The 19073-nt window shown below is 66.3% G+C and carries 18 protein-coding genes; 7 read left to right on the top strand and 11 right to left on the bottom strand.

Annotated features, from left to right (window positions below; all coding sequences use genetic code 11):
* The first annotated feature begins 537 nt into the window (after nt 1-537).
* From glpK to BLR57_RS12495, 4 genes are all read left to right on the top strand, one after another.
* Nucleotides 538-2070 carry a glycerol kinase GlpK gene (gene glpK / locus BLR57_RS12510; RefSeq protein WP_089697979.1) on the top strand — a complete coding sequence of 511 codons (1533 nt, stop codon included), beginning with the start codon at nt 538-540 and terminating at the stop codon, nt 2068-2070.
* A gap of 3 nt (nt 2071-2073) precedes the next feature.
* Nucleotides 2074-3153 carry a DUF7973 family transport facilitator gene (locus BLR57_RS12505; RefSeq protein WP_394327575.1) on the top strand — a complete coding sequence of 360 codons (1080 nt, stop codon included), beginning with the start codon at nt 2074-2076 and terminating at the stop codon, nt 3151-3153.
* A gap of 220 nt (nt 3154-3373) precedes the next feature.
* Nucleotides 3374-4552, top strand: coding sequence for a Cdc6/Cdc18 family protein (locus BLR57_RS12500; RefSeq protein WP_089697977.1), 1179 nt, complete (start codon nt 3374-3376; stop codon nt 4550-4552).
* 83 nt (nt 4553-4635) lie between these two features.
* A complete protein-coding gene (locus BLR57_RS12495; RefSeq protein ID WP_089697975.1) occupies nt 4636-4905 on the top strand; it encodes an HPr family phosphocarrier protein in 270 nt (89 codons plus the stop codon).
* Here BLR57_RS12495 and dhaM read toward each other — a convergent pair whose 3' ends face one another.
* Genes dhaM through dhaK form a run of 3 tightly spaced genes read right to left on the bottom strand, consistent with a single transcriptional unit; the run spans nt 4906 to nt 6995 of the window.
* On the bottom strand, nt 4906-5298 hold the full coding sequence (gene dhaM, locus BLR57_RS12490; protein WP_089697973.1) for a dihydroxyacetone kinase phosphoryl donor subunit DhaM: 393 nt from the start codon (nt 5296-5298) through the stop codon (nt 4906-4908).
* Nucleotides 5298-5996: a dihydroxyacetone kinase subunit DhaL gene (dhaL, locus tag BLR57_RS12485; protein ID WP_089697971.1), complete on the bottom strand. Its 699-nt coding sequence runs from the start codon at nt 5994-5996 to the stop codon at nt 5298-5300. The genes dhaM and dhaL overlap by 1 nt, the downstream gene beginning before the upstream one ends.
* Nucleotides 5997-6995 (bottom strand): dihydroxyacetone kinase subunit DhaK, encoded by a 999-nt coding sequence (dhaK, locus tag BLR57_RS12480; RefSeq protein WP_089697970.1) that lies wholly within the window; start codon nt 6993-6995, stop codon nt 5997-5999.
* Nucleotides 6996-7129: 134 nt separating this feature from the next.
* Here dhaK and BLR57_RS12475 point away from each other — a divergent pair, with 134 nt between their 5' ends.
* Nucleotides 7130-7801 (top strand): phosphoglycolate phosphatase, encoded by a 672-nt coding sequence (locus BLR57_RS12475; protein WP_089697968.1) that lies wholly within the window; start codon nt 7130-7132, stop codon nt 7799-7801.
* 252 nt (nt 7802-8053) lie between these two features.
* Here BLR57_RS12475 and BLR57_RS12470 read toward each other — a convergent pair whose 3' ends face one another.
* Nucleotides 8054-8257 (bottom strand): HEWD family protein, encoded by a 204-nt coding sequence (locus BLR57_RS12470; RefSeq protein ID WP_089697966.1) that lies wholly within the window; start codon nt 8255-8257, stop codon nt 8054-8056.
* Between the two features lie 81 nt (nt 8258-8338).
* A complete protein-coding gene (locus BLR57_RS12465) occupies nt 8339-8848 on the bottom strand; it encodes a GNAT family N-acetyltransferase (protein WP_089697964.1) in 510 nt (169 codons plus the stop codon).
* A gap of 99 nt (nt 8849-8947) precedes the next feature.
* Between BLR57_RS12465 and BLR57_RS12460 the strand changes: the two genes are divergently transcribed.
* Together BLR57_RS12460 and BLR57_RS18980 are read left to right on the top strand one after the other, a co-directional pair.
* Nucleotides 8948-9508, top strand: a complete 561-nt coding sequence (locus tag BLR57_RS12460) for a class I SAM-dependent methyltransferase (RefSeq protein ID WP_089697962.1) — start codon at nt 8948-8950, stop codon at nt 9506-9508.
* 138 nt (nt 9509-9646) lie between these two features.
* Nucleotides 9647-9802: a rubrerythrin-like domain-containing protein gene (locus BLR57_RS18980; protein WP_139173345.1), complete on the top strand. Its 156-nt coding sequence runs from the start codon at nt 9647-9649 to the stop codon at nt 9800-9802.
* A gap of 14 nt (nt 9803-9816) precedes the next feature.
* On the opposite strand, the gene BLR57_RS12455 is transcribed toward BLR57_RS18980, so the two are convergent.
* The 6 genes from BLR57_RS12455 to BLR57_RS12430 all read right to left on the bottom strand — a co-directional run bounded on the left by BLR57_RS12455 (nt 9817) and on the right by BLR57_RS12430 (nt 18967).
* Nucleotides 9817-10782, bottom strand: a complete 966-nt coding sequence (locus BLR57_RS12455; protein ID WP_244510012.1) for a DUF368 domain-containing protein — start codon at nt 10780-10782, stop codon at nt 9817-9819.
* The gene (locus tag BLR57_RS12450) at nt 10782-13925 is read right to left on the bottom strand and encodes an oligosaccharyl transferase, archaeosortase A system-associated (RefSeq protein WP_089697960.1); all 3144 of its coding nucleotides are present in this window, start codon (nt 13923-13925) and stop codon (nt 10782-10784) included. Before BLR57_RS12450 ends, BLR57_RS12455 begins: the two co-directional genes overlap by 1 nt.
* Nucleotides 13926-14076: 151 nt before the next feature.
* On the bottom strand, nt 14077-14979 hold the full coding sequence (locus tag BLR57_RS12445) for a glycosyltransferase family 2 protein (protein ID WP_089697958.1): 903 nt from the start codon (nt 14977-14979) through the stop codon (nt 14077-14079).
* A gap of 51 nt (nt 14980-15030) precedes the next feature.
* Nucleotides 15031-16509, bottom strand: a complete 1479-nt coding sequence (locus BLR57_RS12440; RefSeq protein ID WP_089697956.1) for a sulfatase — start codon at nt 16507-16509, stop codon at nt 15031-15033.
* Nucleotides 16510-16511: 2 nt separating this feature from the next.
* Nucleotides 16512-17507, bottom strand: a complete 996-nt coding sequence (locus BLR57_RS12435; protein WP_089697954.1) for a hypothetical protein — start codon at nt 17505-17507, stop codon at nt 16512-16514.
* Between the two features lie 83 nt (nt 17508-17590).
* The gene (locus tag BLR57_RS12430; protein WP_089697952.1) at nt 17591-18967 is read right to left on the bottom strand and encodes an arylsulfotransferase family protein; all 1377 of its coding nucleotides are present in this window, start codon (nt 18965-18967) and stop codon (nt 17591-17593) included.
* Nucleotides 18968-19073 lie beyond the last annotated feature (106 nt).

Below are 19073 nucleotides of genomic sequence, written 5' to 3'. Positions count from 1 at the left end.
TGAGACACAGACGAATGGCCGATGGGAGGTTCAACGCGTGCAAGAGTCGGTCAGAATGCCCTTATACACGCGATACGGCCGGATGCTGGCACGGAGACGTGACGACGCTACTTACTTACTCGCATATAGGAGAGTAGCCGTAACTACAGCCGCCAGCGAGCCGTGTTCCGAGTCGTTCTTGCCGCTTTTTCGATTCGGTGCTCCGGCCGACAGGGGGAGCGCGACGGCGAGAGCCACGACAGCGACGGCGGACTCCGATAGGCGGCTGCCGCTTCGAGACACGAAGCCCAGCGGACCGTCGAGACCAGCCGACGGCGCGAAACGGCCCGGATTCCGCGGTTTCGACGCTTCTCGTCCCGTCTGCGGTCACTCACTGTCCGGCCGACGATCTCCCGACAGTCGCGGGTCTGCCCTCGCGTCGGCGATTCTTTATCCCCCGTCTCGGCACCGGGAGTAATCTTTATAATGATTCAATATATTGTTTATCCATAGAGCGGGGCCTCGGATAAACATCCCTCGCCAACGGAGAACACACAGATGGTAGACACATACGTCGGTTCGATCGATCAGGGAACGACCGGGACACGCTTCATGGTCTTCGACCACAGCGGTCAGGTCGTCGCAAACGCATACAAGAAGCACGAACAGATCTACCCGAATCCGGGCTGGGTCGAGCACGACCCGACGGAGATCTGGGAGAACACCAAGGAGGTCGTCGTCGAGGGGCTCGAGAACGCCGGACTCGACGCGAGTCAGCTCGAAGCACTCGGCATCACGAACCAGCGTGAGACGACCATCGTCTGGGACAAGGAGTCGGGCCGCCCGGTCCACAACGCGCTCGTCTGGCAGGACCGCCGGACGACCGACCGCGTCGAAGAACTGCAGGACGAAGGCAAAGTCGAGGACATCCGCGAGAAGACGGGACTCGAAGCCGACGCGTACTTCTCGGCGACGAAGACCGAGTGGATTCTCGACAACGCCGAGCCGCTCAAGCTCCAGAGTTCCCGCGAGGGTAACCTCCGAAAGCGTGCCGAGGAGGGCGAACTCCTGATGGGGACCATCGACGCGTGGCTCATCTACAACCTGACGGGCAACCACATCACGGACGTCACCAACGCGTCGCGGACGATGCTCTACAACATCCGCGACCTCGAGTGGGACGACGAACTTCTCGACGAGTTCGGCGTACCGAAGGAGATGGTGCCGGAGGTCCGTCCCTCGTCCGACGAGAACCACTACGGCCACACCGACCCCGACGGCTTCCTCGGCGAGGAAATCCCCGTCGCGGGCGCGCTCGGTGACCAGCAGGCCGCCCTGTTCGGCCAGACCTGCTTCGACAAGGGTGACGCGAAGAACACCTACGGGACCGGGTCGTTCTACCTGATGAACACCGGCAACGAGGCCGTCGCCTCCGACCACGGTCTCTTGACGACCATCGGCTTCCAGATGTCCGGCGAACCCGTCCAGTACGCACTGGAGGGCTCCATCTTCATCACCGGTGCCGCAATCGAGTGGCTCGAAGACGTCGACCTCATCAACAACGCCGCCCAGACGGCCGAACTCGCGCGGTCGGTCGACTCGACCGACGGCGTCTACATGGTGCCGGCGTTCACCGGTCTCGGTGCCCCGCACTGGGACGGCCGCGCCCGCGGGACCATCGTCGGGATGACCCGCGGCACGCGGAAGGAGCACATCGTCCGGGCGACGCTCGAAGCCATCGCCTACCAGACGCGCGACGTCGCCGAGGCCATGGAGGCCGACTCGGGCGTCGAGCTGACGTCGCTCCGCGTCGACGGCGGCGCGGTCAAGAACAACTTCCTCTGTCAGCTCCAGTCGGACATCATCCAGACGGACATCGCCCGGCCGGAGGTCGACGAGACGACCGCGCTCGGCAGTGCCTACGCGGCCGGTCTCGCTGTCGGCTACTGGGACACGGTCGACGAACTCCGCGACAACTGGCAGATCGACCGCGAGTTCACGCCCGAGAAGAGTGCCGACGACGTCGACAAGCTCTACGACCGCTGGCACGACGCGGTCGACCGCTCCCTCGACTGGGCCCAGGAGGAGTAGCCGATGATACCCACCCAGCTGCTACAGGTTCCGATCATCGGGATGGAGGTCGAGGCGTTCGTCCTCCTCTTCATCACGGCACTCGCTGGCGGTGCGTTCGGTGCGGCCATCGGCGCGCTGCCGGCGTTCATCTTCACGGGGTTCGTCGTCTTCCTCGGTGAGGGCGTCGCCATCCTCCAGCGTCAGATCGGTAACCTCCCCGGCATCGACGCCGCCGAACTCGCCGCGGGCATCACCGGCGTCATCGGCTTCGGTGCCATCACCGGGCCGCACATCGCGTTCGCGGGCGGCGTCGCCGCCTCGGCGTACGCGGGGAAGAAGTATCCCGAGATGGCCGGTGAGGGTGTGACCTACCACTTCGGCAAGGACATCACCTACGCCTTCGGCACGAAGCCGGACATCCTCGCCGTCGGCGCGGTCTTCGGCGTGCTCGGGATGCTCATCAACCGCGTCCTCGCGGGCGTCGGAACCCCGACCGACACCATCGCAGTGTCCGTCGTTGCGACGGCCGTCATCGCGCGGGTCGTCTTCGGTTACCCGCTCGTCGGCAAGGCAGCAGGTAAGAGCCTGCTCGACATGTCGCCGTTCGAGCGCGGTGAGACCGCCGCGTCTGCCGACGGTGGGACGACGGACGGACTCTACCCCGACCGTCTCGCCACCGAGCCGTGGCTCCCCCACCAGTACAAGTGGGCGGGCGTCGCGACCATCGGTCTCGTCGGGGGTATCCTCGGCGGCTACATCTGGATCCAGACGGGCAGCATCTTCCTCGGCTACGCCATCTCGGCGATGAGCCTGCTGTTCCTGCAGTTGGGTGTCGAGAAGATTCCGGTGACCCACCACATCACCCTTCTGGGGTCGGTCGGCGCGGTCGTCGTCGACCCCATCGCGGGGAGCGTCGTCGCGCTGCTCCTCGCCGGCGTCTTCGGCATGGTCAGCGGTCTCTTCGGTGAAGTGACCCAGCGGATCATGTACGCCCACTCGGGGACCCACGTCGACCCGCCGGCGATGGCCATCGCGCTGTCGATGCTCATCGTCGCCATCCTCGCGCTCGTTGGGGTCTTCCCCAACGCGGGCTACCTCTGAGGCCACGCGCCGTTCATCTCCGTTTTCCCGAACGGTGCTGCTTGGACCGACTACCGACTCACCACACAGATGCGACCTATCAGATGGATTCGACACGACACGTCCGGCGTCTTCTCGGTCTTCCGACGGCTACCGTCGGGCGAACTCACCGTAACCGTAGACGATTTATCCCACCGAATCGGATGGCAAACCGACACATAGCAACCAGGACACCGGAGTCATGGACATAGATGCGAGAATCAAACGTCGACAGCGCCGTGACGGCGAGCCACGGCTGATTCTCGACTACGAGTCGCTCTCGCCGGTCGCGCACATCGAAGAGCCGGTCGACTGTGGCCCGCTCCTCGAACGGCTGCTCGATCATCTCGACCCCGTGTTCGACGGGAAGCTCCCGCCGAACGCGTACGTCTATGGCCCGAAGGGCGCGGGGAAGTCGGCCGTCGTGACCGCCCTGTTCAGCCATCTCGACACGCTGCCGACCGAACCGCAGGCGGTCATCTACACGACGACTCGTGCGCAGTCGCCGATGTCGCCCGCGTTCGTCTACGTCGACGCCAGACAGACGACGAGCGAGTTCGCCTTCTACCACGCCGTGTTGGACGCGCTCGTCGACGAATCGGTGCCGGAACACGGTATCGGCACGGAGACGCTCCGCTCCCGGCTCCACACGGTTCTGGGCGGTTCCCACACTGGCGTCGTCGTCGCCGTCGACCATCTCGGCGAACCCGGCAACATCGAGGAGGACGAGTTCGTCGACCTCTTTGCGGGGCTTCCGAGCAACGTCAGCTGGCTTGCCATCGGCCGCGCGTCACCTTCGGAGACCGTCTTGACCCAGTACACCGCCGAGTCGATCCAGGTCGAACCGTACCAGCGACAGATGCTCGTCGACGTGTTGATGACGCGGGCCTCCATCGGGCTCGCTCAGCAGGCACTCGACCACCGAGCGGCCCGCCGGATCGCGGAGTGGGCCGACGGCGACGCCCACGACGCGCTCGCCGCACTCTTCGGCGCGGCCGACGAGGCGATGGCCGACGGTCGCGGAACGCTCTCGACGGCCGACGTCGACAGCGGTCTCGACACCGTCCCACGACCCTGCGTCTCGTTGGGCCGCGTCCTCGCGCTGCCCGTTAACCGCCAGCGCGTTCTCCGAGAACTCCTCGAACTCGACGCCGAAGAGCGCGGCTCCGTGCAGTCGGCCAGCCAGCATATCTCCCGCGCCGTCGACCTCTCGGCGGCGACGGTCAAGCGCGTCCTCTACGAACTCGCCGAGAGCGGCATCACGCGCCGAGTCACGTCCGAACGCGTCGACGGCAAGGGGCGGCCGCCGAGCCGGCTCGAACCGCGGTTCCCCACGGCCGTCTTCGAACGGCTGTTCGAACTGAACGGCGGCCGCGAGTGAGCAGACGCCGACTCTGACGAGACACGGCCGCAGGCGGTCGCCGCAAGCGGACGAATCAAGTCACTCTCCGCCCATCTCTCCGCATGGAACGCACCGTCACCGTCGTCCCCGAAGCAGGGCTTCACGCCCGCCCTGCCGCACAGTTCGTCGAAGCCGCAGGCGAGTACGACGCGACCGTCACCATCCAAGTCGTCGGCGGCGACCGCGGCCCCGTCGCCGCAAACAGTATGCTCGCCGTGACCGGTCTCAACGTCCCCTCGGGCACCGACGTCACGCTCGTCGCCGAAGGACCGGACGCCGAAGCCGCGCTCGACGCACTCGAGGAGATTCTCACGACGCCCGAAAAGGAGTAGTCAGCCCAACTTCCGGTACTCGCGGGCGTCTTCCGCCGATTCGAGCACCGACTCCAGTGTCGCCCTCGACCCGGCGGCCGTGACGGCGGCGTTCAGCGTCCCCTCCAGAATCGGCGCGTCGGCGATGCGGACCTCGTAGTCCGCGTCGAGCATCTCGATTGCCAACTCGGCGTTCATCACCGCGCTGCCGAGGTCGACGAGGACGACCACGCCGTCGTCGTCCGCGGCGGCTTCGATGGCTTCGCTGATCTTCGGCGCGCTCGTCCCGATTTCGCCGTCCTCCTCGCCGCCCGCGGCGACGAGTTCGGCCTTCGCACTCCCCATCTGGGCGGCCACCTCACAGATTCCCTCCGCGGCCTTCGCGCTGTGGGAGACGACAACGAGTCCGACCATCAGTCGTCGCCTCGTTCGACCGCGTCCGCGGCTCTCGCGTCCACGTCGACGTCGCCCTCCAGATACTCCTCGGCGACGGCCAGCAACTCTTCGAGAATGAACAGCGTGCTCGTCGCGCCGGGGTCCTGGTGGCCGACCGACCGCCAGTCGAGGTAGGAGGCCCGACCCTTCCGCGCACGCAGCGGAACGGTGAACTGGACGCCGCGCTCGGCGGCGTCGACGGCCTTCGCGAGGGCGGTCAGCGGCGGGAGGTCGTCGACCTCGATGGCCTTCTTGTAGCTGTGGACGGCCGGGGTGAGCGCGTCGACCATCGTCTTCGCCCCGACCTCGGCGTTGCCACGGTCCTGTACCTTGTCGAGATAGGCCTCGGCGAAGGCGACGCTCGTTTCGCTCGTGAGTCCGTCGCCGAGTTCCTGGCTGGCGTGCATGATGGAGCCGCCGTAGAGCGGTCCCGACGCGCCGCCGACTTCCGAGACGAGCGTCACACCGACGGTCTTGACAATCTCGCCGACGTCGCCGTCGAGTTCCTCTACCTTGTCGGCGACTTTCGTGAAGCCGCGACTCATGTTCGCCCCGTGGTCGGCGTCGCCGATGGCCGAGTCGAGGTCTGTCAGATACGCCTTTTCGGCGACCAGCCGGTCGGCGACGGCCTCGATGGCGGCGTGGACGGCCTCGCGTTGGATGTCGTCGTCGACCATCTACTGGACCTTCAGGGCGGGCGTGTCGGCCGGTGCGTCGAGCAGTTCCTTCAGCTCGTCGTCGACCGCGCAGACCGTGATGGAACAGCCCATCATGTCCAGCGAGGTCATGTAGTCGCCGACCCAGGCGTCGTGGACGACGAGGTCGTGGTCGTCCATGAGTTCTTGGAGCCGCTTGTTGACGACGAACAGCTCCATCATCGGCGTCCCACCCATCCCGTTGACGATGGTCACGACCTCCTGGCCCGAATCGAGGTCGAGGTCGGCGAGGACCTTCTCTGTGAGGTGCTCTGTGATTTCGTCGGCACTCATCATGTCGGCGCGTTCGGTCCCCGGCTCGCCGTGGATACCGATGCCGAGTTCCAGTTCGTCCTCGCCGAGGTCGAAGGTCGGCTCACCCTTCTCGGGGGTGACACAGGAGGTGAGTGCCATGCCCATCGTCCCGACGTTGTCGACGACCTTCTCGGCGACGCGTTGTACCTCTGTGAGGTCTGCGCCCTCGGCGGCTTTCGCGCCCGCGGCCTTGTGGACGAGGATGGTCCCACAGACGCCGCGGCGACCCGAGGTATACAAGGAATCCTCGACGGCGACGTCGTCGTCGACGACGACCTGTGCGACCTCGACGTCCTCCATCTCGGCCATCTCGGCCGCCGTCTCGAAGTTCATCACGTCGCCCTCGTAGTTCTTGACGACGCAGAGGACACCCTCGCCCGCGTCGCAGGCTTTGACCATCTCGTTCAGTTGGTCAGCCGTCGGCGAGGTGAAGACCTCGCCCGCGGCCGCGCCGTCGAGCATCCCGTCGCCGATGTAGCCCGCGTGTGTTGGCTCGTGGCCGCTGCCGCCGCCGGAGACGATGCCGACCTTGCCGTCGACCGGGGCGTCCGCCCGGACCAGTACCTCGTAGCCGTCGAGTCGGCGCAGTCGGTCGGGATACGCCGCGACCATCCCGTCGAGCATCTCGTCGACGACGTCCGCCGGTTCGTTGATGAGTTTCTTCATGGTGCGTGGTAACACTCGACTTGACGGGCAAAAAGCGTTTGTAGCACCGATGTAGCACCCATTGTTGCACCGAGACAGTCTCCGTCGGGGCCGGGTCGGCTACCTTCTTACCTCCGCGGCCACCACTGGCGAGTATGACACCGCCGCTCGCGCTCGACATCGACGGGACGCTGACGACCCCACGAGGAACCATCGACCCGCGGGTCTTCGACGTCCTGCCCGCGTGGGACGCACCCGTCGTCCTCGCCACCGGCAAGGCGTTTCCGTATCCGGTTGCACTCTGTCACTTCATGGGCATTCCGCAGACCGTCATCGCCGAGAACGGCGGCGTCGTCCTCGCCGACGAGCGGGTCTCGTTCACCGGCGACCGCGAGCGCGCCCAGGCCGTCGCCGACGACTTCCGCGCTCGCGGCGGCAGCCTCGGCTGGGGGGCGGCCGACACGGTCAACCGCTGGCGCGAGACCGAAATCGCCGTCGACATGGCGCAGGACGAGGACCTCCTGCGAACCGTGGCCGACGAGTACGAGATGGAGGTCGTCGACACCGGCTACGCCTACCACGTGAAGTCGCCGGGCGTCGAGAAGGGCGTCGGCCTCGTCGAGGTCGCCGACATCCTCGGACTCGACACAGCGGACTTCGTCGCCGTCGGCGACAGCGAGAACGACGTCTCGACGTTCGGGGTCGCCGGCGAGTCCTACGCCGTCGCCAACGCCGACGAGAAGGCCCGTGCCGCGGCCGACACCGTTCTCGACGAGGGCTACATGGACGGAACCCTCTCCGTACTCGAAGCGGTCGCCGACCGCTGACCCCGGCGACTCTTCTTCCTCCACTCTGACCGTGGCTGCCACTCGATCTGAGTGGGCTGGCCGCCTTGTATATCTGGATAGCTATCCAGATATCTATCCAGATTTTTCAATGACGGCTGGTCGGCGTCGTTACTTGTCGTGTCGTTACTCGTCGTATCGTTACTCGTCGTATCGTTACTCACCGCAGCGTCACTCTCGGTGCCACCACTCGTGGCATCGCGCGTCGTCGTCTGGCAGGGAGAAGACCGCTACTCAGGCGTCAGCTGACAGTACATCCGACTCCTCGAACGGGAGGAACGAGCCGTCGATATCCCACTCGTGGATACAGTAGAGGCTGCCGACGAGGCGTTCGCCGTCCTCTTCGACGACCCGCCAACTGTCCGCCGACCACTGCTCTTGTCTGCCACAACGCTCACAGGTCCGCTCGGTCGGCTTGCGAAGTCGTACATCACTCATAGACGGGTGAGGGTGCGCGAAGCAGTTAAGCGTGACTTCCTCGGCGGATATCCGTGCAATTCCGCGACGGAGGGGGTGTGGTCAGCGGCCCACCGGAAACGACTCCAGCGGGGCGCGCAGGATCAACTCCTCGTGGTCGTTGCCGTCGAACGTCTCCGTCCGTCGACCGACCACGTCGAAGCCGTGAGACTCGTAGAACGCCCGGCCGACGGGATTCGTCGCGAAGACGATGACCGAGAGGGACTCGTGTGAGTCGTCGGTGTCGAGAGCCGCGACGACGCGGTTCAACAGTGCCGTCCCGACGCCGTTGCCCCACTCGGTCTCGCGGACGTAGAGCCTGCCGAGCGTCGGCCGCGTCCCGTCGCCGCCGACGAAGGCGTGGGCGAAGCCGACGATTCGGCCCTCGTCGACTGCGACCCAGAAGGCCCCGTGGTCGACCTGTTCTCGGAGGGCGTCGGGAGCGTACCACTCGGCGACTGTCTCGTCGATGGTGACCGTCGAGAGGAAGTCGCCGTAGGCCGCGTGCCACGAGTCGCGGGCGACCTCGGCGATGGTCTCGGCGTCGTCGGGGCGGGCGGGGCGGAGCTGCATGGCCGAGCTTGCCACGCGACGCTGAAGGCGGTTTCGTTGGCGTTGGTGTACCGCAGTCACAATATCGACGCTTTTGTCGTCGGCTCCCGAAGGTCAGCTATGGGCTTTCACACGTTCGACGTCGACCGCGCCGCCAACCTCGAAGACGAGAGCCGGTATCGCTTCTGTTCGCGCGAGGAACTGCTCTCCCTGCTCGACGTCGACGCGACGGCCACCGTCGCCGACCTCGGCAGCGGCACGGGCTTCTACACCGACGACGTCGCCCCCTACGTCGACATCTGCTACGCGGTCGACGTCCAGTCGGAGATGCACGACCTCTACCGCGAGAAGGGACTGCCGGAGACGGTCGAGACGGTCACCGCGAACGTCGAAGACCTCCCCTTCGCCGACGACAGCCTCGACGTCGCCTACTCGACGATGACGTACCACGAGTACCAGAGCCCCGACGCACTCGCCGAACTCGCCCGCGTCCTGCGGCCGGGTGGCCGTCTCGTGACGGTCGACTGGTCGGCCGACGGCGAGGGGTCCGACGGCCCACCGCGCGCCGAACGCTTCGATCTCGGCGACGTGACCGCCCAGCTCGGCGAGGCCGGCTTCCGGGTGACTCGCGCCGAGACGCGCCGCGAAACCTTCGTCTGCGTCGCCCGGCTGGACGGCTGAGCCGACCCGCGGTAGTGGCTCGGTGGACGAACGTTTAGATTTTGGCCGAAAGACAGGCAGACGTCGATATTAGGTACTAGTATTCTCCCAAGAGGATTCAGGAGAACGCTTATTCCCGAAAACCTGCGACCGACTAACATGGTACTGAACAACACAGACCTCGACCCGTACACGGCAGAGCGGGGCTACTACGAGTGTCACGCCTGCGGCAATCGCACGACGAGCGAGACGCACGTCGGTTCCTGCCCCGAGTGTGGCGGGACAGTCCGCAACATCGCCGTCGCCCGCGAGTAACGAGCCGAGTTTTTTCAGTCGAGGTCGATGTCGCCGTAGTGGTCCACCAGGAGGACGACGGCCGCACCGACGACGGCAGTCGCGAGGAAGACGGCCAGGAGTTCCACCGTCCACACGGAGAGGTCCGTCCCCGCGCCGCCGTTGAGTTCCTGCGTCGCGTTCACGACCGGTGCGCGGAGCGCGCCGAGGATGAGGCTGACGAGAAACGCCAGCGTCGCCTCCCGGTAGTGGACTAACGCCAACTTGACCGCGTGGGCGATGGTGAACAGCCCGACGAGCGCGCCGGAACAGAACGCAACGACGACGGTGCCGTCGCCGACGAGCGATGAGACCGGCGCGCGGCCGAGCGCGACGGCGAGTAATCCGTCGGTGAACTCCCGGAGCGTCCCGATCATGAACTGGTACTGTCCGAGGATGATGAGCAACAGCGACCCCGAGATACCGGGGAGAATCATCGCGCTCACGGCGATCGCGCCGGCGACGACGACGAAGCCGAGACCGTTGTCGATGGCCGCCGACGCCGGTCCCGAGACGAGGAAGGCGACGGTGAAGCCGAGGACGGCCGCGGCGGCCCGCCGGGGCGTGTCGAGGCTGACCTCCGAGTAGAGGACGACCGCCGACGCGAGGATGAGCCCGAAGAAGAACCCGAACGTGAGGACGGGAATGGACTCGATAGCCCAGTCGAGCAGCCGCGTGACAGTGATGATGGCCGTCGCGATGCCGCCGCCGAGGACGAGGAGGAACACCCCATCCATCTCCATGAACGCGTCGTAGGCGTCCCGCTGGCGGCCGGGACGGACGCCGCCGAGAATCGTCAGAATCCGGTCGACGTCGACCGCGGTGATGGCACCGATGAGCCGCTCGTAGATGCCCGTGATGAGGGCGATGGTCCCACCCGAGACGCCGGGGACGGCGTCCGCGGAGCCCATACAGAGGCCCTTGAGGTAGACGACCAGCCACGAGCGGAGGTCGGTGGCCATCAGTTGGCTGTTGCCGTGTCTGCGGTGACGAGCGTCGGTGCGGTCAGCGACTGGCTCGTTTCGTTATTCGCCTCGTCTCCGCTCGACGAGTCGTCCGGCTGCTGGAACAGCGGTTCGGACTGCAGTTCGACCTGCGTGGCCGAGCCGTCCTCACCGACGACCTGTCCCTCGGTCACGTCCGCGGAGGCGGTGTAGACGACGGGCGTTCCGTTGTCGTTCGCCGTCGGACCGGAGACGAACTGGTACTGGCCGGTCGCACGCACGCTGACGTTGGTGTGGCCGTTCTCCGGGCCGAACTGGTCGTAGCCCGTCGTGGAGTACGGCACCGTCATCGTGAACTCACCGTTTGCATCCGTCTCGACCTGCTGCGTGTAGGTGAAGTTGCGCTCCTGCGACGGGATGCGCATCTGGACGCGAGCGGTGACCGTCGAGTCGGCGGGACCGGTCCCTTCGACCGTCGCACCGTCGACGCGCTCGAACGTCTTCACCCAGGCGGGACCGCCCTGCAGCGGCGCGTCGGACTCGCTGGCCTTCACGAGGCGGTAGTGTTCGAGTGCCGGGACGCGCTCGGACGGCAGACCGGGGAGACCACCGACCTGTGCGGTGCCTTCCTCTTCGACGAAGGCGCGAGCGGCACTCATGTTCTGGAACTGCCGGACCGCGCTCTGGTTACCCGAGGGGACCGTCCGGAAGGTGACTTCCTCGCCCGTGTTCGGGTTGGTCAGCGTCTCGACCTCGTAGTCGACGACGACCGGCTGGGCCTCCAGCGCGCTGCCGTGCGTCTCGTACAGGCGAACCATCATGCTGTCGTAGTAGCGCTGCTTGTTCACCTGCGTAATCGGCTGGTACTGTCCCTCGCCGACCTGCTGGTAGATTGGGTAGTAGAAGTCGTCGCTGGAGATGTTGCCCTCGTCGTAGAAGACGATGGGCGCGCCGAACTTCTGGCCGGGCGTCGCCATCTGGTAGTCGACCATGACGTACCGGGTCTGGTTACCCTCGCCAGCCTGCTGGCTGTCCATGTTCGCGAGCACCTGGTTCGCCTCCGCCTCACTCGGTGCGAGCAGGTAGTTTGCGGCGGTGGTCGCACCCTGCTGGAACGGGTTGGCGGTCGGGATACGCTCGCCCTGGACGGTGATCCAGTGGCCGTAGTCCCACCACGACATCACGCCGTAGGCACCCTCGGGGTAGTCGTAGTTACCGTCACCCTCGCTGTAGGTGCCGTAGTAGTCCAACTCACCTGCGTTGCCTGCACCGCCGTAGTCGCCCTCGGTGGGCGTGTTGTTCTGCATCCAGGCGAACGAGCCACTCCACTGGGTGACCGAGCCGGGACCGTGGTTATCCGCGATCTGCAGCGCGTTCGCGCTGGACTGCTGGCTGCCCTGCGCGCCGACGCCGACAGAGAAGGTCAGTGCCGGGCCGAGGACGACGAGCAGGACGACCGCGACGGCCGCGACCTGATAGAACTGGACGTCGTCGACGGCCTCGCTGACCGAGTCCGCCGAGAGCAGCCCGACGAACGGGAGGCTCATGACGCGGTAGAACAGGTAGGCGTTCAGCACCGCGACGACGACGGCGAGATAGTAGTTGAAACGGATCTGCGTGAACGCGGCCGACGTGATGAACGCCGCCCAGACGATGACGAAGAGCTGTTCGGCGTCGTAGCGCGTCAGGAGCGTCGCACCCACGATGAGTGCCGTGACGATGACGAGTCCGAGCAGCTGTCCCGTGACCGGGATGCCGAGCGCGCTGTCGAGCGGGGCGGCGACGGCGTTCAGGATGCTCGGCGCGAGGAACATGAGACCGATGACGGCGACCGCGCCGCCGACGTAGCCGTAGTCGCGCGTCTCACCGTCTTCGAGCAGCGGCCCGACGACGAGCCAGCCCGCGGCGACGACGCCCGTGAACATCGCGAGCCCGTACTCGGAGAGGATCTGGCCGGTCTGACTGACGCCACGCTGCTGGAGGAGCGTGGGGTCGAGGAAGGGGCGCGCTTCGGCGATGGTCCGGGTCTCTGCACCCGCGTTGAAGCCCACCGTCCGCAGCAGGTTCGCCCGAACCGTCCCGAACACGTCGGGGAGGACGAGTGCGACGGCACCGAGACCGACGACGATGAGACCGAAGACTGCGACCGGATACAGCGAGAGGTCGACGTCGCGAGCCTCCCACTGGCGGGCGAGCCACGCGAGGAAGACGCTGCCGACGGCAATCGCGAACGCGACACCCGGCTGGAGGAGCGAGAAGCGCGTCGCGGTGAAGCGGAAGACCTCGATCTGGACGGCCATCAAGAGCGTCGTGACGGTCATCGAGACGGCGGCCGCGAACGCGATGGGTTCGGGACTGCCGCCGTTGACGGTGTCGGAGACCAGCTTCAGGACGACGAACGCGCCGACGACACCGACGAGGAGGACGCCCGGCGGCCACACCCACATGTAGAGGGCGGTGGCGACGCCTGCGAGGCCCGCCCAGAGGAGCGGGGTTCGGAGGGCGTCGGTGTCGCGGTCGACGACGAGTTCCCAGATGGGTTTCTCGCGCTCGGCGACCGCGAACGCGACGAGCAGTGCGAGGACCGCGAGTGCCTGGAACAGCGGCTCGACGCCGTTGTGGTCGGCGACGCCGACCAGCGTGCGCTGGAGGAACGTCCCCGGCAGCAGCATCAGGACGACCGCGCCGAAGAGACCGGCGAGGCGGCCGCCGAGACGCTTGCCGATGTAGTAGACGGGAATCGCGGTCAGTGCCCCGAAGACGGCCGGGGCGACGAGCAGCGTCTGCGCGACGAGGTCCTGGCTCGGACTGCCGAGACCGACGAGGAGGGCGACCGTCGCGACGAGCTGGTCGTACAGCGTCCCGAACTGGCCCTGCGACGTGCCGAACGGGAAGTACGTCCAGGGGTCGAACGGCATCGTCGACGGCCAGTTGCGGACCGTGTAACTCACTTCACGGAGATGATACCATGCGTCGTTCCCCGAGAAGAGCACTTCGCCGTTCCGGGTGAAGCTGTCGTACGGGACGAGCCGTACGTACAGCATCGCCGCCACCACGGCGACGAGCGCGGGGACGTGATACTTCTGTTTGAGTACCTCGACGAGCGAGCCGTCCGTACTGAGGACGGCACTGTCGTCGGCACTCTCGCTACGCTCACTCATTGGTCGGCAAGACTCGAAAAACGCGCATAAGCCTTGTGAAACGGCACTGCCGCCCGCACCGCCCAGACTGCCGTACGCAACTGGTCTCTGGGCTATTTACACCTGATGGCCGCCTCGGCGAAACCATCCGTGTCTCCCGTCGTGAGACGGCTCATCCGTCGCGACAGAGCAGCTCACGGCCGCGCTCGGAAAGTGCGTCGCGGTCGACCTCGACGCCGTATTCGGTCTCTAACTCGGCCAACGGCTTTCGGTGGTCGGCGATGAGCCGTTCGACCGTCCCACGGCGGTCCAGCCCCGGCGGCGTCTCGAACCGCGGCAGGTCGCGCGCCGCGTAGTACGCCAACGGATAGGTCACGAGGTCGTAGAGGCTCTTCGCGGCCGTGCCGAGCGGGCCGCGCTCCTCCTCCAGGATGTAGTACCGCGGGTGGCTGACACTCCAGCGCAGACACGACCAGAAGTCGATGCCGACCTGAGCGTCGGCGACCTTGCCGGTCCAGTCCCGGCGGAGATGGTCCTCCAGCGTTTTCTCGTAGCCGATCTGCTCGCGGACCTGCGCGTGGTCGAGCCAGAGCGACGCGTCGGCCGCGAAGAGTCGTCGCCAGAGGTCGCGGTCCTCGGAACTGGCGAGGTTGCGGTACGGAATCTCCAGATAGAGCGACTTCGGGGCCATGTTGATGCCGGTCCCCGAGAGCAGGAAGTCGCCGTCGACGCCGGCTTCGAGGTCGTGGTAGATGGCGACGAAGTCCTCGATGATCGGCTCGTAGACGTCGTCGACGTCGAGCTGTGTCAGGACGTACTCGCCCTCGCACTCCTCGATGGAGCGTTGGCGGTCCGCGCCGAGTCGGCGGTCGGGGTCGGGGTCGAGCGCGACGACCCGGACGCGGTCGTCATCGGCTTCGAGGTCGCGGAGCTTCTCGACGGTTCCATCGGTAGAGCCGCCGTCGACGACGACCATCTCGAAGTCGTCGCCGACCTGGTCGAGCATACTCCGCAGGGAGGGCGTGACCGTCTCGGCCATGTTGTAGCTACAGACGGCGATGCTGTACCGCGGCATTACTCGTGGGGTGTTGTGGCGGGGTGATAAACGGGTCGCTTCCTCGGGTTCTCATTCGGCGTACCCGAGGTCCCTGAGCCGCTGTCGCGTCGCGTCGTCGACGTCGTCGACGTCGGTCCCCGCCTCGCGCACGCCTGCGTCCGAGAACTCCCCGAACACGTCGCCAACCCGGCCGTCCGCGTCCTCCCCACGCAGATACGACGCGTGGGCGTCGACCACGCGGACGTCGACCGACTCCTCGTCCCAGTCGGCGCGTTTCAGCACCGCGCCGTCGACGTCGCTGTCGCTCTCGGCTTCGTACACCGCCCGCATCTCGCCGCGGAACTGCCACAGTGCCGACGGCTCGCAGAACTGTTCGGCCAGCTCCATGTTCGGCTCGGTCAGCCCCTGAGACGAGGCGACGACCGGTCCGTCAGTGAAGCCCTCCCGCGCTCGCTCGTCGTCGCCGTCTCGCACCGCGCGGACGACGTCGGGGAAGTTGGTCAACGACGCCGGGTCGGTAACGACTTCACCCTCCTCCTGCCCCGGCCGCTTGACGACGAGCGGGACGTGCAGCTGCGACTCGTCGATACCTTCGACGTGGCCGACGAGACGCGTGCCCTTCAGCCGCGAGACCTCGCCGAAGCCCTCGCCGTGGTCCGAGGTGACGACGAGGAGCGTGTCGTCCAACTCGCCGCGCTCGTCGAGCACGTCGACGATGCGTCGCAGTTGGGCGTCCATCTGGTGGATCGCGCCGTCGTAGAGTGCCTCGAACGCCCGGCACTGCCACCACGGCACGTCGCCCCCGTGGAACGACCAGACGTGCTTCTCCAGGTCCGCCTGAAGCTTCTTGAGGCGTTTCCCACCCCACAGGTCGTGTTCGGGATTCGGCTCGTAGGGCGCGTGGCCGTCCATGAGGTTGATGCAGGCCGCCCACGGTCCCTCGCGCTTCGACTGCCAGTCGACGAACCGGTCGACGTAGGCCTCGGCGGGAGCCGACGCCATCAGCCAGTCCGGGACGAGGTCGGGGTAGTCCCACGCGAGTTTCGTGCCGACGCCGTTCAACAGCGACTTGACCGGATGGTCGTCGTCGAGACACCGCTTGACGTATTCGACGTACTGGCCCTGTCCCTCGGCGGCAGTGAACTCCGTCGGGTTCGCCGCTTCGGGGAAGAGGACGTTCTGCGCGCCGGAGACCTCGTCGAAGCCCGCGTCGAGACCGACGTCCATGATGGTCAGCCACGGGTTCTCCGAGAAGACGGCGGTCTCGTAGCCCGTCGTCTGCAACTCCTCGAAGACCGTGTTTCCGGCCGCGAGCTTGTGTTTCGGTTCGGTTACGCGGTGCTCGGCGACGTGCAGCCCGGTGAAGATACTCGTGTGACTCGGCAGACTCCACGACCCCGGCGAGCGGGCCTGGTCGTACCGCGTCGCCGACTCACTGAGACTGTCGAGGAAGGGTGTCGTCTCGTTCTCGTGGCCGTGCAGCGAGGTGTTCTTCGCGCGGACGCTGTCGAGGACGACGAGCAGGACGTTTGGGTCGTTCGTGCTCATGGTCAGACGTATCCGAGGTCGGCCAGTCGGTCTTCGAGGTCGTCCTCGTTCGAGTCCGTCACGGAGCGCGTCTCGCCGGTACGGATCGTCCGGCGCGGGCCGACGTCTCTGACGGCCCACGGCACCTCGACCAGTTCCTCGTTTCTGATTCCTTTCGGATGGCCATAGACCCGCAGCGGGAGCGGGAAGGTACGCTCGCCGAGCATATTGCCGTGGTCCGACGTGATGGCGACGCGGCCCTCGATGTCGTCGAGGAGGTCGTCGACGGCGTCGAGCGCGAGCGTCAGATTGTCGCCGTAGGCGTCCCAGAGGTCGTCTTTCGAGACGCGACCCATCCAGAGGGCGTCCCACGGGGTGTAGGGACGCTGGCGTTCTGTCGGTTCGCTGTCGTCGCTGTCGCTACTCTCCTCGCTCTCACTACCGTGACTCTCGCCCTCGATCTGCCACCCCGCGAACGTCAGCTCGCGCTCGCCGATGAAGGGATGGTGCGGCTGCATGAAGTGGACGATGACGCGCTTGTCGGGATACTCCTCGTGGGCGCGCTTGGCGGCGTCGACGACGGCCTCCGGCGGAACAGTCTTGCGCTCGTCGTCGAAGTCGGTCATCCAGCACTCGATCAGCTCGTGGAAGGCGTCGCCCGCCTCCCGTGAGACGTAGGGGTTCGAGGTGACGTAGACCGTGTCGCCGAAGTCGCCGCCCGCGAAGTTCTGGCGGACCCACTCGCGGGTCGTGCTCCCCCTGCTCGTGACGGTTCGGTAGTCGTCGTAGTCGGTGACGCTCGCGCGCTCGGTGAACAGGTCCTCGCGACAGGCGTCGAGGACGACGAGCGTGTCCCAGTCCTCGTCCATCACGCGAACCGACCCGCCGCGGCCGGGATAGACGTTCGTGTGGAAGGGACCGACCAGGAACTCGAAGACCCGCTCGCGCCACCAGTAGGGGTCGTCGTAGCTCTCGCGAAGGCCGTCGACGACGTAGGAGACCGTCTCTGTCAGACTCATCGGGACCCTCTCATTAGTGTAGGACGCACGACCCGAGGACAAAAGTCTGCTCTCTCTTCTTTCTCTTCGCTCTCTTGCCGCTCTTACCGACGGCGGAGCGGCGACTGCACTTCCCACGCCGACCACCGGAACTCGGCGACGGCCCAGACGAAGGCGATGCCGCCCATGCCGACGACAGTCAGCACGTCGCGGAAGCCGACCCACGCGGGCATGATGAAGACGACGCCGTTGACGATGAGACTCGGGACGAGCCCCTGGATGAGGTTCCACAGCTGTCGGGAGGGGTTGGTGTGGCGTTGCTCCTCCTCGCCGGTCGACTCGACGGCTCCCGTGTCACCGCGCGGTTCGAGACCAAGCTCCTGGGCGGTCTCGCCACCCCCGCTCTCGTCCGGCGTGTTCAGCCGTTCGGCCTCGTACGGCGTGTCGACGGAGACGCTCCAGACCACGTCGCCCGCCTGATTAATTTCGAGGACGCGGTTGCCGTTGGAGTCGGTGATGAGCGTGTGGCCGTTGGGCATCCGGTCGGCGTCACGCGGCCACTGGAGTTCGCTGTCGGCCCAGGCCCACGAGGCCTCCCACGTCCCCTCGTCGGTCCGCTGGTATTCGATGACGCGGCCGTTCTCCGAGTCGGCGACGAGGACTGCGGGACCGCCCTGGTCGGCCGGGATGAAGTCTGGGTTGTGCTGCTCGTAGAGCACGTCGTGGTTGTTCTCGCTCCCGAGCGTCCATTCCTCCTGCATCCCCTGTTCGGGGTGGAGGAAGACGACCTGGTCTTGGTTCCGCAGCCCGACCATGATGCGGCCGTCGTCGAGGTGCTCGACGTCGTTCATGTGCGTCCAGTCGCTCGGATAGAAGCCGCCACCTTTGATCGGGAAGTCCTCTTGGGCGTCCCAGGCGAGTTCCTGCATCCCGCTCGTGGTGTTGACGACGAAGACCTGGTCCTCGGCAATGTCGGCGACGAGCAGGCGGTGCGGGCCGAGACGGTCGACGTCGTGCCAGTCCTTGTGAGTCACGTGGCTGTAGACGACCTCCTCGGTCCCCGTCGAGACGTTGACCCGGACGACGCTGTTCAGGATACACTCCTCGCGGGCGGCTTCGACGGGACATTTCGCCTTCGGGAGGTTCTTCGTGGCGACGTACTCGACGGTCCGGTCGGTGCCGACAACGGGGTCGACGTCGAAGAACTTGCGGAACGAACTGTTGTAGTACGCGACCGTCCCGTTGGGGTTGAACGCGACGAGTTCGGCCTGACTACCCGGCCGCGACGACGTGGTGATGACGGTCATCCCGTCGCGCTCGGCGGCGACGGCGTCGCGCTCGCCTGCGGGCAACGATGCCTGCTGGGCGAGTTCCGCCTCGCCGCCGCGCGCGGTCGAGGTCAGATATCCGTTCAGGAGGAACCCCGAGGAGACGACGAGGAGGGCGAGGAAGACGATGCGATAGGTCCGTTTAGAGGGCATTACGAATGAGAATCGATGGCAGACAGTTGTAGATTGTGATTGTGACACAGTTCCGACCGTCGTGCCGACGGGGCTGTCTCGGCTGTGGGGCCCCCAGCCCGCCGAG

It is taken from the genome of Halogranum gelatinilyticum (assembly GCF_900103715.1).
GTDB lineage: Archaea > Halobacteriota > Halobacteria > Halobacteriales > Haloferacaceae > Halogranum > Halogranum gelatinilyticum.
The sequence above is the reverse complement of the archived record's forward strand: the minus strand, read 5'-3'. Positions and strand labels throughout refer to the sequence as shown.